The organism is Loigolactobacillus binensis, assembly GCF_005405165.1.
Lineage (GTDB): Bacteria > Bacillota > Bacilli > Lactobacillales > Lactobacillaceae > Loigolactobacillus > Loigolactobacillus binensis.
This window is the reverse complement of the sequence record NZ_BJDN01000020.1, coordinates 1-20,064: the sequence shown is the minus strand read 5'-3', so window position 1 is coordinate 20,064 and position 20,064 is coordinate 1. Positions and strand designations below refer to the sequence as shown.

17 protein-coding genes are annotated in these 20,064 nt (G+C 41.1%); 13 read left to right on the top strand and 4 right to left on the bottom strand.

Annotated elements, in window-relative coordinates:
• Positions 1-308: 308 nt before the first annotated feature.
• The 10 genes from FFM78_RS09530 to addA all read left to right on the top strand — a co-directional run bounded on the left by FFM78_RS09530 (position 309) and on the right by addA (position 12,650).
• The gene (locus FFM78_RS09530) at positions 309-734 is read left to right on the top strand and encodes a hypothetical protein (RefSeq protein ID WP_137638210.1); all 426 of its coding nucleotides are present in this window, start codon (positions 309-311) and stop codon (positions 732-734) included.
• A gap of 98 nt (positions 735-832) precedes the next feature.
• Positions 833-1,732 (top strand): SAP domain-containing protein, encoded by a 900-nt coding sequence (locus tag FFM78_RS09525; RefSeq protein WP_223877051.1) that lies wholly within the window; start codon positions 833-835, stop codon positions 1,730-1,732.
• A 94-nt stretch (positions 1,733-1,826) separates the two neighbouring features.
• Complete coding sequence (locus tag FFM78_RS09520) at positions 1,827-2,060, top strand: hypothetical protein (protein WP_137638208.1); 234 nt, start codon at positions 1,827-1,829, stop codon at positions 2,058-2,060.
• 11 nt (positions 2,061-2,071) lie between these two features.
• On the top strand, positions 2,072-2,569 hold the full coding sequence (locus tag FFM78_RS09515; protein ID WP_137638207.1) for a hypothetical protein: 498 nt from the start codon (positions 2,072-2,074) through the stop codon (positions 2,567-2,569).
• A 22-nt stretch (positions 2,570-2,591) separates the two neighbouring features.
• A complete protein-coding gene (locus FFM78_RS09510; RefSeq protein WP_137638206.1) occupies positions 2,592-2,825 on the top strand; it encodes a hypothetical protein in 234 nt (77 codons plus the stop codon).
• A 310-nt stretch (positions 2,826-3,135) separates the two neighbouring features.
• Entirely contained in the window at positions 3,136-3,411 is a 276-nt protein-coding gene (locus tag FFM78_RS09505) for a hypothetical protein (RefSeq protein ID WP_137638205.1), read from the top strand.
• A gap of 288 nt (positions 3,412-3,699) precedes the next feature.
• Positions 3,700-4,473, top strand: coding sequence for a C40 family peptidase (locus FFM78_RS09500; protein ID WP_137638204.1), 774 nt, complete (start codon positions 3,700-3,702; stop codon positions 4,471-4,473).
• Positions 4,474-4,706: 233 nt separating this feature from the next.
• Complete coding sequence (locus FFM78_RS09495) at positions 4,707-5,228, top strand: hypothetical protein (RefSeq protein WP_137638203.1); 522 nt, start codon at positions 4,707-4,709, stop codon at positions 5,226-5,228.
• Positions 5,229-5,365: 137 nt separating this feature from the next.
• Positions 5,366-8,932 (top strand): PD-(D/E)XK nuclease family protein, encoded by a 3,567-nt coding sequence (locus FFM78_RS09490; RefSeq protein ID WP_137638202.1) that lies wholly within the window; start codon positions 5,366-5,368, stop codon positions 8,930-8,932.
• Positions 8,922-12,650, top strand: coding sequence for a helicase-exonuclease AddAB subunit AddA (addA, locus tag FFM78_RS09485; protein WP_137638201.1), 3,729 nt, complete (start codon positions 8,922-8,924; stop codon positions 12,648-12,650). The genes FFM78_RS09490 and addA overlap by 11 nt, the downstream gene beginning before the upstream one ends.
• Positions 12,651-12,779: 129 nt before the next feature.
• Here the strand turns inward: addA and FFM78_RS09480 are convergent, their stop codons facing one another.
• On the bottom strand, positions 12,780-13,673 hold the full coding sequence (locus tag FFM78_RS09480) for a DUF5067 domain-containing protein (RefSeq protein ID WP_137638200.1): 894 nt from the start codon (positions 13,671-13,673) through the stop codon (positions 12,780-12,782).
• Between the two features lie 110 nt (positions 13,674-13,783).
• Here FFM78_RS09480 and FFM78_RS09475 point away from each other — a divergent pair, with 110 nt between their 5' ends.
• Complete coding sequence (locus FFM78_RS09475) at positions 13,784-14,377, top strand: YdcF family protein (protein WP_137638199.1); 594 nt, start codon at positions 13,784-13,786, stop codon at positions 14,375-14,377.
• 42 nt (positions 14,378-14,419) lie between these two features.
• On the opposite strand, the gene FFM78_RS09470 is transcribed toward FFM78_RS09475, so the two are convergent.
• Positions 14,420-14,599: a hypothetical protein gene (locus FFM78_RS09470; protein WP_137638198.1), complete on the bottom strand. Its 180-nt coding sequence runs from the start codon at positions 14,597-14,599 to the stop codon at positions 14,420-14,422.
• Between the two features lie 86 nt (positions 14,600-14,685).
• The gene (locus FFM78_RS09465; protein ID WP_137638197.1) at positions 14,686-16,059 is read right to left on the bottom strand and encodes a class II fumarate hydratase; all 1,374 of its coding nucleotides are present in this window, start codon (positions 16,057-16,059) and stop codon (positions 14,686-14,688) included.
• A gap of 160 nt (positions 16,060-16,219) precedes the next feature.
• On the opposite strand from FFM78_RS09465, the gene queG reads away from it, so the two are divergent.
• Complete coding sequence (gene queG / locus FFM78_RS09460) at positions 16,220-17,383, top strand: tRNA epoxyqueuosine(34) reductase QueG (protein ID WP_137638196.1); 1,164 nt, start codon at positions 16,220-16,222, stop codon at positions 17,381-17,383.
• 421 nt (positions 17,384-17,804) lie between these two features.
• Here the strand turns inward: queG and FFM78_RS09455 are convergent, their stop codons facing one another.
• Positions 17,805-18,134, bottom strand: coding sequence for a DUF3899 domain-containing protein (locus FFM78_RS09455; RefSeq protein ID WP_171001870.1), 330 nt, complete (start codon positions 18,132-18,134; stop codon positions 17,805-17,807).
• Positions 18,135-18,356: 222 nt separating this feature from the next.
• On the opposite strand from FFM78_RS09455, the gene FFM78_RS09450 reads away from it, so the two are divergent.
• Complete coding sequence (locus tag FFM78_RS09450) at positions 18,357-19,835, top strand: ABC transporter substrate-binding protein/permease (RefSeq protein WP_137638194.1); 1,479 nt, start codon at positions 18,357-18,359, stop codon at positions 19,833-19,835.
• Positions 19,836-20,064 lie beyond the last annotated feature (229 nt).

Below are 20,064 nucleotides of genomic sequence, written 5' to 3'. Positions count from 1 at the left end.
GCAAAACAAGCAGGCACAATCACTTGAGCCGTAAATATTAATAATTTTTTATGCCGACTTACTTTTTTAGTCGTAACAGTATAATTACCTTCGTCATCGTTAGGTTTAGACCTTTATTCGGTTCTTGTTTCCTACAAATATTTTGGCAATAAAAGTAAAGACTTGAGGAGGAAAAACGGTTTAGCGACTTCGGTAGATCTAGACTTAATGAAAATAAAATGAGGAGGCTCTCATGTATCTATTGGTAGAATATTAGGTCCATTTGTTATGATAACCCTTACAAGAGAACGATTGGGGGAATGATCAGGTTGAATCGACATAATATTTTATTTATTTATTTAATTTTTTTAGGATTACAATTTGTAGCCATAGACTCGTTTTGTCCCGAAACACCTGTAGGGGATAGTAGCATTAAAATTGTGGGTGATGGTGATGATGGCAAGGCCGGTCATGCAGGTAACAAAGGTAAGGCAGGCAGTGCGGGCCAACGCGGGCATGCTGGTCATATGGCAACTGTGGTACAGGCGGCCAAACATCAAACTAGTGTTTTGAAACGTGACCTTGCAATTTTAGAAGAAGCACAATTGTCCGTAAAGGGCTTGGCCATGATGATTTTTGGGGTTGAGGCGCTTTTAACGTTACCATTAGTTATTTTTGAAGTTATGAGCTTGAATTTAGCGGATAAGCAGGCACAACAACAAGCTGCAGTAGTTAAGGCGCGGTCCATTCTGTGAAAACTTACTAGTTAATTTCTAAAAAATACGAACGTACGTTTCAATTGTTGCCCATTCATGATATCCTAATCATGAGTATTCTTCTGGAGGCGACAACAGTGACGCCAATTAAAATACTAGCACTGATGCTAGCGGCTAAACAGCCAACTACATTTACGTTAACTCAACCCTTTTGGTGGCACCGCTATCGGGTCCACCCAGCTAATTGGCTAACCGAATTTGTAACGGCAGAGCTATTATCCATAACTAGGGCGCCAGAATTAAGTTTGCAACGCCAAACAGTTAAGTGGTTAAAGCAGCAATTACGACAACGACAGCTAAAAATTAGCGGTCGTAAGGCCGAATTGATCCAGCGATTGCAGGGCGCAATGACCGCAACTGAATTAGCGGTACAGTTTCCACAGCACTACTATCAATTGACGTCAACTGGGACACAACTTGTTCAACAAAATCAATTTGTATTGTGGCTCCATCAATATTATGTGGCTGGTATCGTTGATTTTACTGCTGCTAGCCGTACGCAACTGCCTACTGACCTTGATTTAGCGGCTACTTTAAACTGGTTATTAGATGCTGCCGCAAAACAAGCTGTTGCGGATTGGCCACAGCGCTATTATCTCACTCATTTACGCTTTCAGTTTGCTTGGCAAACGCAACATAAAGGAACGGCATTAAACGCGTTATTAGATTGTATCCGGATCAAATTAGCCGGTTTAGTACAACTAGCACCGCTGACCGAAGCGGCGTTGGTCTGGCCGACAACAACCTATAAAATCGAACCATTCTATACGTACATGCTACAGCAAATTAGACAAGAATATACGTTGAGTGTAGCTGATATAGTTGCTGCTTTTGATCAGCGTAGTTCGGTCTTTGTGCTGCCACGGCAACTGTTTAGTGCAGCTGAAATGCAGCAATTACTTCGTTGGACTTTAACAGCGCAGGATCAGAAAATCGCACAATTATACCAACAAAAGCAAAAAGCACTATTAATGTAGGTGAACCTTGCTATCAGTTGATCCATAAACATGGTACAATGAAGTTGTAATAAGCGGAGTAGCACCGTAATTTATCTTCAAGGGAGCGAATAATATGTTTAAAGAAAAGCAAGAAAAGATCAAACCGATGTGTCATGCTTTACATGGTCATCATTATTTGATGGCCCACCCACAATTATTGTTGCCTTTAGCCGTTATTCATGTCATTCCCGTCGCTCTTTTTGTTCGCGGTGCATTTAAATATGCAAGTATTCGCGAGCAACGCAAGCTAGAACAAGAGCGTACAAAACAGCTTAAATATCAGGTGCTACCTAGTCGCGAAAAGTGAGGCTATCGTGATTGAAAAATAAGGCCAATAAATTTGTTGTTTACTTTTTTATGTATTTATTACCACTAGCCTTGTTAGATTTCTTTTGGATCGTAATGTTACAAAAGGCCGTTCGTTTAGGCTACCGAAACAATATTTTGGAAATTCCAATGAACAGTTTTGAGATGTTGTTGACCGCTTTAATTGTTGCGGTCGTCTTTAATTACTTGTGGCAATATTTAGTTAAATTAGTGACGCAGCGCTGTCAAGATCAAACGCCAGATCATTTTGGCGGTTTATTAAAGGGATTTTTAGGAATGCCAGGTTGGTTGAATTTTTTAATCGGAGTTGGCATTGCTTTTGTATTTACAGTCATCGTACCGCGCCACTTGGTGGTCATCGAGATCCGTAGTTGGTTGGTATTACTTTGTGCCTATGGCGCGATTGGCTCATTTTATAATGGTCAAGATAATCTAATCCACATCGTTAATGGGGTTGAGCGTTGGCCTGGTGACAATCACAACGTTTAGAAATAGGTAAGGGGAATTTATTGTGAATAAATATTATCAAATTAGTTTTTACTTCAATGGCGGTGTACGCGCTAGCTACCATCAACAATATGATTCATTTGAGTTGGCGCAACAGGCAGTTGCTGCTACTTTTAAACAGAAAGCATTATTGCCTTTTAATGGTAGCATGATTGATACTAGTAAAGCTTTAGGCTATGCAGTTACACCGGCAAATACAGTGGCGCCCGACCAAACCGTTATTTGGGATATGCTATAAATTTCAAGACTCAGTTGCTTGAGTCTTTTTATTTAAGCTTGCTAGGTCAGTAATTCATAAAATAATTTAACTCAGAGTAAATAGAAAACACTTATAAATAAGACCATTGTTTGGTGTTAGGCAATTAAATTATAATGATGAGCGGTTACGGAATACTATGCCAGCGGTTAAGCAAAATGACTAATTAGTTTCTTAGCTAAACCGCTATAATGCGTAAGTGATCAGCTGGCCAAGTGAATTGTTAGTCGATGATTTAGCTAGCTTTTAAGCTAGTTTTCTTGTATGATAATACACATAAGGTGGCGATGAAATGCTTAGAAAAACAAAAAATTTTCTCAAAGCAAATGGGTACCATTATAAGAAAAAATATCTTTCGCCCTTAGTCGCGCCGGAAAACTATTACGTTTTGAAGTTCGGCAAGAATCATTTGAATAATCGTTATATCGTTCAATATAGCTATACTTGGACCGGACGAATGAAAGTAACTCAGATCGATTTGCGTTTACATGGTCAGAAGCGGCCGCGAGTTTTCGCAAACGAGGCGCAGCTATTGAATTATCTCACTAAGCATTTAAAACTGGGATAATAACGGGTAATCAAAATTTTCGGCAAAGCCAGCAAAATATGCTGGCTTTTTTGCTGATTGTAATTGGCAGTACTGGCTAACTTATTTTATTATTAATTTGTTATTTTAAGTCATTTAACTTGGGAAAAGTTAGTCAATTAAAAAGCCTTAAAAATAGAAGAAGTAAAGGCTTTCTTGAATATTGCTGGATTGTAATGAAGTTGTCATATACGAGTAATTGCACTGTAATTTCAATGCTTTACTATAGAGATAGTGAAAATGATAAAAAACTATTGAGGGGTTACACACATGACAACAATCAACAAAGGAACTTTAATTAAGGGCGTTACAGCTGGGGTCATCGGGATTGCGGGTGCAACTCTTCTTAGCGTTGGGGCAACTTCAGATGTTCAAGCGGCTACGACAGGAACTGTTACATATGAACCTGGCGCAACAACAGTTTGGGACAATTCGTCAACACCTTCACCGGTTCGTTATTTAGTCAAGGATCAAAAAGTTAATATTCAAGGCCAAAAACAACAGGCTGGTGAAACTTGGTACAATATTGGTAACGATCAGTGGGTACCAGGTAAGTATTTAAACGTCACTAAAGACGCTGATACTGCTCAGGCTCAAGCTTCTCAGGCGCAGGCTAAGCAACAAGCGGCCACACAAACAACAACGACGACAGCAACGGCTGCGGCCGCTACAACAACTAACAATAGCGCGGTGCAAACGGCTATCAATGCAGCTAAATCACAAATTGGTGTCCCTTATGTTTGGGGCGGTGCAACTCCAGGTGTTGGCTTAGATTGTTCAGGTCTAACGCAATACGCATTGGCGCAGGCTGGCGTTCAAGTTGGTCATAATACTGTTGCCCAAGAAAGTGCTGGGCAAAAGGTAGCGGTTAATCAACTACAAGCTGGGGATCTAGTTTTCTGGGGAAGTGCTGGCGCAACTTATCACGTTGCACTTTATATCGGTAACAACCAATATATTGCTGCACCACAACCTGGGCAAAGTGTTGAAGTTGAAAGCATTAGCAGTTACTTTATGCCTTCGTTTGGTGTACGTGCACTTTAATTAATCCGCTCTGTAATAGATAACAAAATACTCAGGAACCTGCTTAACGAAGTTCAAATAATTAGCAGGTTCAACCCAAAAAGCCGGCGCATAATTTATTTATGTACCGGCTTTTTTATTGCGTTAATATTTCAATAAAATTTAAAATTGTTATTTTTGTAACAAAATTGTAACGTAATCGTCATTTTTGTGGCATAATGGTACTAGCCAATGACAAAAGTGAGGGGATTACAATGCAAGCGCAGCGGCGTGAATTAAAAATCAAGCAACACAAATTGCTTGTTTATTTAGCGGATCTGTATACCCAGCATGCGGCAACTGGTGCAGATAAGGCGCATCAGGCTGGAACCGCAACAGCAACTTGTCAATTATGCCACGAAATAAAAGTTATTCACGAAATTATTGATGAACTCAGTGATCAATTGAAATTAACGGCGGCACCAAAAACTCGACAACGACGTCCACATAAAATAATTACTAGTAATAAGCAACTGACTGTTTTTTGTTTATCAACGAAAAATGGTGCTAATTACTTTGTCCGTGCAGTTAATTTGGCAGCAGCAATGGGGCTTTTAGCACAATTACAAAAAAAGGTAGTGGCCTATACTACGGTAACGCCGACATTATATTCAACGATTAATTTGGCGGATCAAACTAAATTAAAAAATCTGGCACAGTTTATTCGTAATGAACCTGACTTTACCGGTATCATTACTATTCGGCCACTAAAAGAGACACCGGCGTTATCTTACTGAGTACCAATATAGGATGAATATGATTGGTTTAGACTAAAATAGGTCTAAGCCTTTTTCATTTCTGGGAACGTGTGTTCATTGAACGGTAAGTATGGTAAACTGATGGTACTAATTAATCAGTGATGGGAGCAATTATTTTGAGCTTAAAATTTATATTTGGGCCTGCTAGTACGGATCGTCGTGATGCGCTAGTCACACAACTGGCACAACAAATGCAAGCAGATCCTCAAGGTCATTTTTTTTACATCGTCCCTAACCACATTAAATTTAGTTCCGAAGTTGATATTTTGACTATGCTAAAACAGCGTCAGCAGCAGGTTGATCCAATTTTTGCGGCCAGTCGCTTACAAGTTTTTTCGTTTAGTCGCTTGGCCTGGTATTTTATGAAAAATACACCATATTATCAGATTCCACGAATCGGTCCGGCAGGGTTAAATATGCTGGTTTATCAGATCATGGCCGATTTAGGGGACCAACTTACAATTTATCGAGGTGAGCTAAGCCAACCAGGATTTATTGCTCAGGTGGTCCGGCAACTTTTGGCCTTAAAGGCGGGTTGTGTCACGGCCGCTGACTTGGCCCAAATTGCAGATGAATTAACAACGACGTCTGATTTAAGTGCTAAAACCCATGATTTAGCGTTGATCTATGCCGCATTTGAACAAACAATGCAAGGTCGTTATATTGAAAATACGGATTTACTGAATGCGTTAAGTGATTATTTAATGCAACAGGATCTACAACATACTTATTTTTATGTTGACGGTTTTACTCAACTTTCAGCTCAAGAAAATCACTTATTGATTACTTTAATGCAAAAAGCAACCCAACTAACGCTTAGTTTGACGTTGGATCATCCTTATCGCCAACAACTGCCAGAAAAACAAAATCTTTATTTTCAACCAGGGCAGCTCTATCATCAACTATACCAAACGGCACGGAGCCTACGTGTTGCTATTTTGGCTGATCAGGCAGTTAAAACATTGCGAGTCAGTCCAGATTTGGTTAAATTAGAGCTTTTTTGGCAATATTCAACTAATGGTAGTCGGCAATTAGCCACGGAAAAATTACAAGATAAGCATAGTGTTCAGGTTGTTCAGGCTGATACTCGGCAAACTGAAATCCGCCAAGTAGCAACAAAAATTCGACAAATGGTGGCTTTACAAGGCTATCGTTATCAGGATTTTTTAGTTTTGACTCGGCATTTAGATGCTTATGAAACCATTTTAGCGCCAACCTTTAAGGAATTTGGTATACCGATGTTTGATGACTTGCAACACCATATGACCGATCATCCTTTAGTCGAACTGATCAATGCTTTGTTTGCCGTTAAACAGCATTATTATCGTTATCAAGATATGATGCGTTTGTTAAAAACCGAGTTGTTATTACCACAGATCGCTGGTCAACCGATGGGGAATCAAGCGTATCGTCAAGCAGTTGATTTAACTGAGAATATGGTATTGAAATATGGCTTTACTGGCAAGCATTGGTTACGAGAAGAGGATTGGCAGTTTTACCGCTTTGATGATCAGGATTTTGGTACGGAAACCACTAAGGACGATGCCCGCTCAGTTCAGGTCAATTTGATTCGGCATTTTGTTCGGGATACATTGCCGCCCTTTTTTAAACAACTCGATCATGCTAAAGATGGGCAGGCCGCAGCGCAGATTATTTATAATTTTTTGGTGGAACATGGCGTGGTCGCACAGTTACAAGCTTGGCGCGATCAAGCTTTAGAGCGCGGTGAGCTTGCTCAAGCAGCTGAGCCAGAACAAACTTGGCAGATTTTCTGTACGATGTTAGACGAATACGTGACTATTTTAGGGACTGCTCCCTTTGCAGCGGAGGATTTATTGGCTTTGCTGCAGGTGGGTTTTGAAGGCGCCAGTTATTCACAGATTCCATCGACTTTGGATCAAGTGTTAGTTTCTGAAGCGGGAATGGTTCAGACAACGACGCGTCAAGTGGTATTTATGATCGGTAGTACTGATCAAGTAATGCCGGATCGAATTTTAAGTGATCAGTTACTGTCTGATAATGATCAAGAGCAATTAACGCCATATTTAACTGAAGGTACTTATTTAGCGGATGACGCAGCAACGCAGATGGCTAGTGAACCGTTTTTAAATTACACAGCATTTTTAACGGGACGCCGCCAGTTGATTTTTAGTTACCCATTAAATGATGATGGAACAGAACTGAATATTTCCCCGTATGTTCAGCGTATTCAACAGCACTTCAATTTGACTATTCAAACTAGTCAGACACGACCGGCGATAACGGCTACAAAAATTGCGCCGTTTGTTGGTTCTAAGCGCAGTACGCTGACTCATTTAATCCAAGTCAGCCGTGATGCTATGGCCGCCAAAACACAGTTACCACCACTCTGGCTTTATATTTATCGTCTATTACGTCAGGATGGCGGTTATGGTGCGCTGACTGAGCGTTTACTGGCAAGTTTAAATTATCGAAATGTGCCGCAAAAATTACGGCCGGAAATTGTGCAGGCATTATACGGCAAAACAATCAACACTTCAATTTCTAAATTAGAAGAATTTTACCAGAATCAATATGCTTATTTTCTAAAATACGGTTTACGGTTACGGGAGCGCGATATCTTCGAATTATCACCAGCTAGTGCTGGTGAGTTTTATCATATGGCGTTGGATCAACTGTTAAAACGGGTGCAGCAGCAAGGACAACAATTAACTGAGTTGGCCACGGTTGAAATTGATCGTTTGATCGACAGTATTCTGTTGCAAATGTCGACGTTACCACAATTTCAAATTTTAGCCAGTTCTAATCGCATGGCTTATTTGGCGCGGCAACTGACGGCTACCATTAAGCAAGTTGCGCACGCGTTACAACATCAAGGTGTAAGAACCAAAATGGCACCACTACGAACGGAAGTTTTGTTTGGTCATGTAGGCAGCACAGATGGTTTGGCGCCGTTACGTTTTAATCTTGCCCATGGGCGTAAAATTCAGGTACGCGGTAAAATTGATCGCATCGATCAAATGGTACTAGGTGATACGCGTTACTTAGGTATTGTGGATTATAAGTCTGGTAGTCGTGATTTTGATTTTCGTGACGCCTATTATGGTATAGCGCTACAAATGTTGACTTATTTAGATGCGATGTTACAGAACTCAACTGCGCTGACACCAAATAATCAGTTACAAACTAAACCGGCTGGGGCACTTTATTTTCATTTGCAAAATCCTAAATTAAAATTGGCTGATGTGCTAAGCAAAGGCTTTGATGATGCATTATTGGCCATAAATAAATATAAAGGCTTCTTATTAAATGATCAGCCATTGTTGGATAATCTCGACCATGAATTAACTGAACGAACAGGCAGTTCAAAAATTTATCCGTTGACAAAAAATAAAAGCGGTTATTCAGTTAAAAAAAGTCAATTAGTGACTGAACCGGAACTTGATTTATTACTTGCTCATGATGAGGACTTGATTCAAGCAGCGGCTTTGGCAATCTTTTCCGGAGAAATAGCTTTAAATCCAGTTAAGTGGCCGGATAATACCACGGCACTTCAGTATTCACCGTTTAAAGCAATTATGCAGTTTGATGCCATGTTACCAGAAAATAATTATCGCCAATTAGCAGCACTTGATCGAACTGCAGTTTTAGCAATGTTAAAGGCGGAACAGCAGCAAAGAAAGGCGGCGCAGGATGAGCACTAAAAAAACTAATTTCACGGCTAGTCAGCAACATGCTATCCAGGATAATGGTCGTAATATTTTAGTTTCGGCCTCTGCTGGTTCGGGCAAAACAACGGTTTTAGTGGAGCGTGTGATTCAAAAAATTCTACAGGGTACTAATGTGGATGATTTATTAGTGGTTACTTTTACTGATGCAGCTGCCAGCGAAATGCGTGAGCGCATTCAAATTGCGATACAGCAAGCACTGGCAACCAGTGTTGACCCACAACAACGGCAACATTTAAGCCAACAATTAAGTCGAGTTGCGGTTGCACACATTAGTACGATCCATGCTTTTTGCTTGCAATTGATCCAGCGCTACTATTATGTGATCGATTTGGATCCGGTTTTTCGGTTATTGACCGATGATACAGAGGTTACTTTGCTACGTGAAGATGTTTGGTCTGATCTACGGGAAACCTTGTATCAGGATAATCCAGCTTTTGGTCAGTTGACGGCTAATTTTTCGAACGACCGTAGTGATGACGGTTTAACGGCTTTAGTGATGCGTCTATATGATTTTGCCAACGCCAATCCAGAGCCAGATCAATGGTTGGAGCAATTAGCGCAAGCCTACCATTTGTCAACGACTGTACCCACTGCCAGTGATTTTTATCAGCGACAGTTACTGCCACTTTTACAGGAAGGCCTAGATCAAGCTGGTAATGACCTACGCAATGGGGAAACGATTGCTGCTGAGCAACAATTAGATAAACTAGTTACTTGTTTAAGGGAGGATCAGGAACAAGTCGCTAACTTGGCAGCACAATTACCTACTGCACCATGGGATGAATTACGCCAACAATTTTTAACGTTTAAATTACAACGGGCACCAACTTTAACTAAATTAGCCGTTGACGCTAAAGCAGCTAAGGATCAGGCGATGGATTTTCGCCAACAGGCCAAAAATCAGGTTACCGCATTGGGGCCAGACTATTTCGGTTTACCTGCGGATCAATTAGTTCAAGTGATGGGCCAGGCGGAACAATTAGTGCAACAATTGGTTACAGTAGTTCAACAGTTCGGTACAGCTTTTCGTGCGGAAAAGCAGCGCCGCCATTTATTGGATTTTAGTGATCTAGAGCACTTGACCTTAGCTATTTTGACTGCCGATAATGATAGCGGTGTGCAGACACGAACCGGATTACAGCATCAGTTCAGCGAAGTATTAGTCGATGAATATCAAGATATTAATCGTTTGCAGGAGACTATTTTGACGACGGTTGCCCAAACTGATCCTGGCAATATGTTTATGGTCGGTGATGTGAAGCAGTCAATTTATGCCTTTCGCTTAGCCGATCCCAGTCTTTTTTTGCACAAGTATAATCAATTTGCGCAGGCTACTGATCCTGGTCAGCGAATTATTTTGGCCGAAAATTTTCGTTCGGTAGCTAATATTGATGATTTTACTAATTTAGTTTTTAGTCAGTTAATGGATCAACATGTTGGCGAAATGGATTATGATGAAAGTGCGCGGTTGGTGGCAGGGGCCAAATATCCAGTAGATCTACCGGTAGCGGCGGAATTATTAGTTTATGAAGCGGACACTGCAACAGCGGATAATAATGTGCCTGAACAATTTGCTTTGGATGATAAAGCTCAAGGTCAGGTAGCACTGGTGGCCAAGCAAATCCAAGAACTAAAAGCTAACGGCCAAGTTTACGATCGTAAAAGTGGTGAAATGCGGCCGATTCAGTATCAAGATATCGTTATTTTGACACCAACACGGGCCAATAATTTGCTCATTGTTGACTGGTTTAAACGGCTAAATATTCCAGTGGTCGTTAATGGCGCCCAAAGCTATTTTCAGACTACTGAAGTTCAAATTATGATGGCTTTGTTAAGTGTGATCGATAATCCATATCAGGATATTCCGTTGGTCAGCGTATTACGATCACCAATTGTGGGATTGAATGAAAATGATTTGGCATTTCTACGCATCAATCAGCGGACTGGTGATTATTATCAAGCCGTTCTTGATTTCAAACAAAATTTTGTTCCCTTTGATGCACCAGAATTTCAACAGCAACTCTATAATAAAATTGCACGTTTTTTTGGCCAATTAGATCAATTTCGTGAATTGGCGCGTCAGAATCAATTAGTCACTTTGATCTGGACAATTTATAATGAAACTGGTTTTTTAGATTACGTTGGTGGCATGCCGGCGGGGGCACAGCGCCAAGCTAATTTACATGCTTTATACGAACGGGCGCATACCTATGAAGCCAGCAGTTTCAAAGGCCTATTTCAATTTGTCCGTTTTATTAAACAAATGCAGGAAAAGGATAAGGACTTAGGTGAAGCCCCAGCACAGGCAGTGGCAGATGCAGTTTCCGTTATGACGATCCATGGTAGTAAAGGATTGGAATTTCCGGTGGTATTTTTGTTGGATGCGACCCATCAATTTAATCAGGAAAGCTTACGTGGTCAGTATGTTCTGGATGATCGAATCGGGATCGGTATTACTTATTTAGATCCAGCCAAACGAATTGAAATTAATTTACCACAGAAAAAGATTGCTCAAACTCTGGTTAAGCGACGGCAGGCGGCTGAGGAAATGCGTCTTTTATATGTGGCATTGACACGAACTGAACAAAAATTATTTGTGATCGGTAGCTATCCCAATCGGGAAAAAGCCTTGGCAATTTGGCAGAAGGCTTTTCAAAGTTCACAATTAGTATTGAATTCAGGACTGCGTAGTGGCGTCAATAACTTTATGGATTGGTTAGGGATGTGTTTAGTGCGTCATCCTAATTTTGACCAGCATCTACTGGATCAGACTAATCCATTCAAGGGCCTGGCAAAGGATCAAACCCAATTTAAAGTTCATTTTTACACGGCAATGGATGTATTACCAGCGGCAATGACGACTGCCGTTGATAAAACTAATTGGCCAGAACGGTTTGCGCTTGCGGCGCAGCAAACAGATTTTACTAATTTAGATGTTGATCAATTAGATCAGGTGTTAAATTTGCGTTATCCTTATCAGGCAGCAACGCAGACAACAGCTTATCAGGCCGTTTCAGAAGTCAAACGCTTATTTGATGATCCGGCGGCCAATGAGATGAATTCATTGCAAGTTGATACCGATAAAAAACAATCCGGCGTACATCGCTATGTGGCAACAGATTTCGTAGTGCCACGATTTATACAGACGACTACTCAGGTCCCAGCAACTGCCGTTGGCACAGCTACACATTTGGTTTTACAAAAAATTGATCTGCATGTAACACCCACTGCGGCTAGTATTACCGCATTGATCAAGCAATTAGTTGCGCAGAATATTTTAACAACGTCAGTAGCAAAGCAGATCAAACCGGCTAATATTTTGCGTTTCTTTGCCAGTGATCTTGGCCAACAACTATTGGCACATCCGGATTCTGTGGTACGCGAAGCGCCATTTTCGTTATTACTACCTGCAACACAGTTATTTACTGATTTCGCTGCAGATGATCCAGCCCAAATTTTGATTCATGGAATTATTGATGGCTATCTTGTTACACCGGAGCAAGTGCTTTTATTTGATTACAAAACTGACTATGTGCCGGCCAAGCAACAAGACGTTAAGTTTGCTCAATTGCGTCAGCGTTATGCCGGACAATTACATTTATACGCAGCAGCGCTAACCCGAATTCTGCAGCGACCAGTGACCCATGAATATCTCTATTTATTGGCTAGCGGCACAGCTTTAGAAATTTAAAAAAGCACGTGGTTAAGTGAACGACCATAACTGGTTGTGTCGCTTAGCTGTGTGCTTTTTTGCGCGCTACTTTTTTCTGTTGCCGGTTTATAAAGTAGTCAACTAGCAACCGGCTTTGCCAAGGCACTTTTAGTTTAATTTAATGCTGATCGTACCGATTGGCTGCTGATCTTTAGGATTTATCCCGACATAGTCAACGGTGCTTTTAGTATCTTTCAAGGTAAGTCCAACTACTGCAGTAACGGTTTTACCGGCGGCCACAGCAGTTGTTGCTTGGCTATTATTACTGGCATAACTGGTTTCACTTTGTTGGTAGCTAGTAGCAGGTGTTCCAGCACTGAGTTGCGCACCGTTTTGTTGGAATTTACCGTATTGATTAAGCACAATCGCTGGTGTTAATGCCGCCTGGCTTTTATTATGGAAGGTGTAGGTAAATAGAATCACCCGCCCACCAGCGTCATTACTAATGATTTGAATTTTACTAAATTTGATTTGGAAGTTTTTGGTGTTCAAAGTGTTGCCAGACGCATAAGTATTGTTGGCCGCCTGGTAAGCCAGTACTGTTTTTAGTGAATCAGGTTGTTCACCATGGAAGTATTCTTTAGCTAATTTTTGTGCCTCGCTATTTAGGCTGAGGAAATGCTTGGCGTAGGCACTATTATCAGCATTTTGAATAGTTGTCAGCAGAGCACTGATTGTTTGACTGTAGTGCAGTAATGCTTTAGTTAATTTGGTGTGGGTGCGATTTTGTTTCAAAGTGTTGTTTAATTGTTCAATACTTTGATTGGCAGTACTGACTGCGGTACTGATTTGATTATTTGCGTTCTTTGATTGTTGATTAACTAGGGTGATGGGTTTCATAGCGGCATCCGTTAACGCAACATACTTTCGTTGTAATTCATAAGTTGACATGTTGCGTTCACCACTGGATGATTGATCCTTACTAGCTGCCTGTGAATGACATGCTGTTAGTAACAGAGTGGCGCCTAAAAAAGTTATGAGCGTTAAAATAAATTTTCGCATAAAAAATTCCCCCAAAGATAAACTTTTATTTCTAGTTTAGCATAGATCAGAAGATTTTTTTGCCTTTCACTGACGAAGTAGGTATTCTGAAATAAAGGAGTGAGGTGAATTTGAAAAACGGTCAAAAAGTTAGTTTAATGTTAGTCACTGCTGGAATAATAACCTTGGTTACACCGTTATTAGCCTATCCTAAAGCACCACGCCAGCAACGACAGCGGGCTGACGTTATTATTGTGCCCGGTCATCCAGCAACTAATGCTGGTCACGAAACAGCTTTACTCAAAACGATATTGGATCATGCAGTCAAACTTTATCGCCAAGGATTAGCTTCATATATTTTAGTGTCAGGTGGTGCAATTCATACATCGGCAATTGAGGCTGATGTGATGGCCCAGGGTTTAATTGCCCGGGGCATTCCGCGGGCCGCAATTTTGCGTGAGCGTCATGCGCGTCACACGGGAGAAAACTTTTCTTTGGCACAACCTTTGTTGGTGCGGCGTCAATTGCTCCGTGCGATTGTTGTTACTTGTGCTTGGCATATGCGTAAGGCTAGTTTTTATGCACATAAGGCAGGCATCCAGCATACCATTAGCGTTGCACCACGGCCGTTACAAATGTCAATCATACAGGCAGGGGTATGTTTTGTTTTAACAGACGTTAAAATGCTCTGGCAATTGCCATTAGCTTATCACAAACAAAAATAGCCGTACGCTGAATTCGCACGGCTATTAAGTAGAACACAAGAATTATAATTGTAGGGTCAAATGTTCGCGACCCTTTGCGGTTAATTGGCCATTTTTGATCAAACCAAGATTCAGTGCGCTGCGATGAAGGCAAGCGCGGAAGGAATTGTGCTGCAGGATAATGGGATTAAAACTTCGATCGTGAATTGTTTGTAGATGTTTTTGTAAATCTGTTTTTTGCATTGACCGTCGCTTCCTTTCTCTTGAGTACACTACTGACTATCTATTTTTAGTATAGCGGGCAAACCCGATATAGGTCAATTAAAATGCTATGGCTCAGGGTGTGTCATAGCCGCTGGATCGACCCAGCGACTAAACTCAGTGGCCGTGACCGCGCCAGAGGCGATGGCAGCAGCACGCAATGTTATGCCTTGGCGTTGTGCAGTTTGCGCAATCTGAGCACTTTTTTCATAACCGATATGTGGAGTCAACGCGGTGACTAGCATTAGAGAATTGGTGACCAAAGCGTGAATACGCTGAGGATTAGCTTGCAATCCCTGAACTAATTTTTCATTAAAAGACTGCAGACTGGTAGTTAATAAAGTGACGGTTTCAAGTAAGGTCGCGATGATCACTGGTTTATAAACGTTCATTTCAAAATTACCTTGGCTGGCGGCAAAATTAATGGTGGTATCATTCCCCATGACCCGAGCCACCACCATGGTCAAGGCTTCGATCTGAGTTGGATTAACTTTACCTGGCATGATCGAAGACCCAGGTTCGTTGGCCGGAATTATTAACTCACCATACCCAGCGCGGGGGCCACTGGCCAAGAAGCGAATGTCGTTACCAATTTTTAACAGATCACTGGCAAGTGTTCGTAAACAACCATGAATTAGATTTAGGCCACTGTGGTTAGCTAAGCCCTGAAATTTGTTAGGTGCGACGACAAAGGGAATTTGATAGGTTTTGGCTAAGGCAGCAACAATTTTTTGATCGAAGTTAGCCGGTGCGTTAAGACCTGTTCCGACTGCAGTACCACCTAAGGGTAATTCCAGCAAAGTATGCATATTCTTTTGTAAATAAGTGGCATCATGTTCAAGAGCACTGACCCAGCCGCTGATTTCTTGACCAACAGTTAAAGGTGTTGCATCCTGCAAATGTGTACGCCCAATTTTGACAAGTTGATTAAATTCAGTTTGTTTAGTTTTAAAAGCGGCGATCAGTTGCTGCAATACCGGCAATAATTGCTGGCAGGCTTGATAGGCCGCAATCATCATTGCGGCTGGAAAAGTATCATTGGAACTTTGTGCGTGGTTAACGTCATCATTCGGCGATAAAGGCAATTCTGGTTGGTTCTGTGCCGCATAGTGAACAATAACTTCATTCACATTCATATTAGTTTGTGTGCCACTACCAGTTTGATAAATAACCAAGGGAAAATCAGCGCGGTGGTCTTGGCTTAATAGCTGATCAACGGTAGTGGCGATCAAGGTTGCCTTAGCCGGACTGATCTCCGCCAACTCGGCATTGACTTGTGCAGCGGCTTTTTTGATCTGCAGTAAGGCTGTGATCACTGGATAGGGCATTGGGTCGCCAGTTTTAAAGTTTTGGCGACTTCGTTCAGTTTGCGCCCCCCATAATGCTGTTTTGGGAACTTTAACGTTGCCTAATGAATCATGTTCAAGACGAAAATCACTCATAACGTTGCCTCCATTTATTTGAATAAATTCATCATGCACGCTGGATAAAGTGTCGTCAAGTGGCGGGCATAATTTTGTTGATTATTTCGGGAAAACCCGACTATTATTTTATGGGCCAAGCGATAAACTAAGGGTAAGGCTAGTTAACGGAGGTTGAATCATGTATGCTGAATTAAAACAAAAAATCCTTGCTGCCAGCGCCGATCTAGGAATTGATAAGATTGGCTTTACAACTGCGGCACCCTTTACGGAAATGGCGGCCAGTTTGCAGGCGCAAAAAGCGGCAGGGCATACTAGTGGCTTTGAACATCAAGTTTTAGCGGAACGTTTATACCCGGATAAAATCTTTGAGCAACCGCAATCAATCATTGCGATTGCTTTAGCTTACCCAAGTAAAATACAACAGCAGGTGCCACGAAACCGTAAGCAACGTCGCGGTAATTTTGCCCGTGCGTCATGGGGGGAAGATTATCATTTTATTTTACGGGATAAAATGCAACAACTAGTTGCTTTTATTAAAGCCAATACCGCCACTGAGGCACGGTTCAAACCGATGGTCGATACTGGCGAACTCAGTGATGTAGCGGTTGCCCAGCGTGCTGGTTTAGGATTTATTGGCCGCAATGGGCTGCTGATCACTGAAGAATTTGGTTCGTTTGTGTATTTAGGTGAAATTATCACTAATATTCCGTTTGCACCTGATACCCCAGTTGAGAACCAGTGCGGAACTTGTACTCGGTGTGTTGATTATTGCCCGCCACAGGCTTTGCTCGGTGATGGACGTTTAAACGCGCAGCGCTGTCTATCCTATCAGACGCAAACTAAAGGGGCAATGGCGGAAGAATTTCGGCCGTTGATCCGTAGTGTGATCTATGGCTGCGATATTTGCCAATTAGTTTGTCCGTTTAATCGTGGCAAGGATGAACACCGGCATACACGTATGGAGCCAAAGATTGAAGAGGCCACACCCGTTTTACAATCAATGTTGACACTTTCCAATAAGGAATTTAAACAACGTTTTGGCCGCTTAGCTGGATCATGGCGCGGTAAAAAGCCCTTACAGCGTAACGCAATCATTGCCTTGGCCAACGTTAAGGATCGTACCGCGGTTCCCATATTGTTGGAAGTGATTGAAAATGATCCTCGGCCAATGATTCGGGCGACGGCAGTTTGGGCGGTGGCAATGTTGGCCCGGCATAATGAGGCCCAATTAAAAACCTTCTTGCGAGAACACCAGGGTAAGGAAAATGATCCTGAGGTTCAACAGGCTTTGTTGGCAGCCATTACGAAACTGAGTACATCTGTGGCCAATGATCAAAGCTAAAAATTTGCATGTCGTTTTCTTACTAAATTAAATGCTGCCGTTTGGTTTTAACACGATTGAATTGATGATTCAGAATTTGCAGCCGCATTAAAATATGCTACAATGCAGATATAAATAAAACCTTAATTATGAAAGGGAATGAAGGCCGATGAAATCTGACCAGCCCAGACCGCCCCATATACGGATCACCATTGCTAGTTTACAGATCATTACTATTTTGATTTGCTTGTACGGGCTCTTGACGTTTCATTCACCGCTGGTTTTTGTTTTAAGTGCGGTGGTGATGGCAAGCTTAATATTATCAATGATGAATACATTAGGATTTTATTCACACCCGCGGCATAAGCGGAATTTAAAAATGAATCGCGAATAAAAATAAGGGATCAGCCAAAATTATGGTTGGTCCCTTTTGCATATCTTTTTAAAGAAACGAGATAACAATACTGGCAATCAATTCACCTAAGCCGATCCAGAGAAACGCACGCCGTAATTCTGTATAAAAAGCCGCTTGTTCGCCAGATGTTGGCTGCGCGGGCGCATCATTTTTACGCCGCTGGTGCAGTGATAAATGCTGAAACAAATGGGCATCATATAAATAAAGGATAATGGCAATGATCAAAACAAATAAACCAATTAAAAATAAATTATTGGAAAGGCTGAGTAAAAAAGTTTCTTTATCAGAAAGAAAAGACAGCAGTAACGCAAAAATCAGCGAAATAGCTAAACTAACTAAACTAATTTTTTTAACCACTGGGTTCACTTCCTGTTCTGTCTTAAGCTAAATTGATTGCTGCTTAATTAATTCGTGCTGCATTTATTTTACCAGTGTCCTTGCCAAATGCCAAATATACATTAAAACGAATAAAATAAAGCATATAGCTCATTTTATGAATATACTTGCATAAATGTAATTATTTGCGTATAATATGGCTAATCATTAAAAAAGGATGAAGAAATAGGGAGGACATTACCAATGAAAAGTAAACTTGGGCGGCTACTATTGGCGCTATTTATGGTTTTGACTGTAGTCGTGCCATTAGCCAGCACTGCGGTTGATGCGGCCAGTACGCAAAAGACAACGTTAACCGATCGCCATCTCAGTGCAATCAAGAAAAGAGGGTATATTACTGTTGGTTTATCAGCAGACTATCCTCCTTATGAATTTCACCAAACAATCAATGGTCAGGATAAAATCGTTGGTTTTGATATCAGTATTGCCGAAAAGATTGCTAAAGATCTTGGCGTTAAACTAAAAATCAATGAAATGGGTTTTGACGCCTTGCTCGGTGCGCTAAAGACCGGTAAAATTGATATGATCATTTCTGGAATGTCAAAAACACCAGAGCGGGAAAAAGAAGTTACGTTCTCTAAATCCTATTTAAACGTTAAACAAGTCGTTATGGCGAAAAAAGAAGATGCAGCAAAACTAAAATCGTCGGCTGATTATGAAGGTGTTAAGGTCGGGGTACAGAAACAATCTTTCCAGGAAGAACTGGCCCAAAAAGAACTGTTTGGTTCCAAAATCACGTCTTTACAGAAAATGACGGATTTAGTTCTGAACTTACAGAACAATAAAATTAAAGCTATTGTGATCGAAAAACCTGTGGCTGATGCCTATATTGCGCAGAATAAAGACTTTGTTTTGACTAAGACGACTTTTGCACAGTCAACTAAGGAGACTGCGGTTGCATTACCAAAGGATGCGCCAGCACTGACTGCAGCGATCAATAAGTCGATCACTCAGATCAATAAACAACATTTATTGAAACAGTATCAGGCTAAGGCCAATAAATTAATGTTTCAGAAGAATAGTTTTTTTAGTCAATACGGAAGTTATTTCTTAAAGGGAACCTTATATACAATCGAATTAGCAGTGATCGGCGTTTTCTTTGGGGTTGTTCTAGGCACTTTGTTGGCCTTCATGAAGCGTTCACGCCACTTTGTTCTTAAAGCGATTGCTGTGATCTATATTGAATTTATTCGTGGCACGCCATTACTAATTCAAGTTTTTATTGCCTTTTTTGGCGCACAAATGTTAGGCTTGGGTTTGTCGGCCTTAATCTCAAGTATGATCGCTGTTTCGCTGAATTCTGCGGCTTATGTGGCTGAAATCATTCGTTCAGGGATCAATTCGGTTAAGCCTGGGCAGTTAGAAGCAGCGCGCTCATTGGGCTTGACTCAGACAGCCAGTATGCGGTACGTTGTTTTGCCCCAAGCAATTAAAAATATTTTTCCAGCATTAGGTAATGAATTCATTACAATTTTGAAAGATTCTTCTGTTGTTTCTGTGATCGGGGTCAGCGAATTAATGTTTGAAACTGGTGTTGTTCAAGGGGCTAGTTTTAAGCCATTCTATCCATTGGTGATTGCATCATTGATCTACTTCATTTTGACATTTGGAATTTCTCGTGTGTTAGCCGTTTTTGAAAAACGGCTGGCCGCTTCAAACTAATTAAATAGATAATATAAAAAGAAACGCTATTTATGTAGCGTTTCTTTTTATATTATCTTAAACGGACAACCTGATTTAAAAAGCAGGTTATGTACGTTTCCATTATTTCTTAGGGGAGTGTACAATATCTGTAAGCACCCAATAACAGACCGACTATAAATAGCGTATCGGCCGCGGTATGATAGCCTCATCATAAGAAATGGTGAGGTGTTTTTATGCTCAATAAACC

Excerpts from the sequence above, each read along its gene's own strand:
- FFM78_RS09520 (WP_137638208.1), top strand. The coding sequence starts at position 1,827 with ATGTTTAAAGAAAAGCAAGAAAAGATCAAACCGATGTGTCATGCTTTA.
- addA (WP_137638201.1), top strand. The coding sequence starts at position 8,922 with ATGAGCACTAAAAAAACTAATTTCACGGCTAGTCAGCAACATGCTATC.
- FFM78_RS09465 (WP_137638197.1), bottom strand. The coding sequence starts at position 16,059 with ATGAGTGATTTTCGTCTTGAACATGATTCATTAGGCAACGTTAAAGTT.
- FFM78_RS09450 (WP_137638194.1), top strand. The coding sequence starts at position 18,357 with ATGAAAAGTAAACTTGGGCGGCTACTATTGGCGCTATTTATGGTTTTG.
- queG (WP_137638196.1), top strand. The coding sequence starts at position 16,220 with ATGTATGCTGAATTAAAACAAAAAATCCTTGCTGCCAGCGCCGATCTA.
- FFM78_RS09480 (WP_137638200.1), bottom strand. The coding sequence starts at position 13,673 with ATGCGAAAATTTATTTTAACGCTCATAACTTTTTTAGGCGCCACTCTG.
- FFM78_RS09505 (WP_137638205.1), top strand. The coding sequence starts at position 3,136 with ATGCTTAGAAAAACAAAAAATTTTCTCAAAGCAAATGGGTACCATTAT.
- FFM78_RS09470 (WP_137638198.1), bottom strand. The coding sequence starts at position 14,599 with ATGCAAAAAACAGATTTACAAAAACATCTACAAACAATTCACGATCGA.
- FFM78_RS09495 (WP_137638203.1), top strand. The coding sequence starts at position 4,707 with ATGCAAGCGCAGCGGCGTGAATTAAAAATCAAGCAACACAAATTGCTT.
- FFM78_RS09500 (WP_137638204.1), top strand. The coding sequence starts at position 3,700 with ATGACAACAATCAACAAAGGAACTTTAATTAAGGGCGTTACAGCTGGG.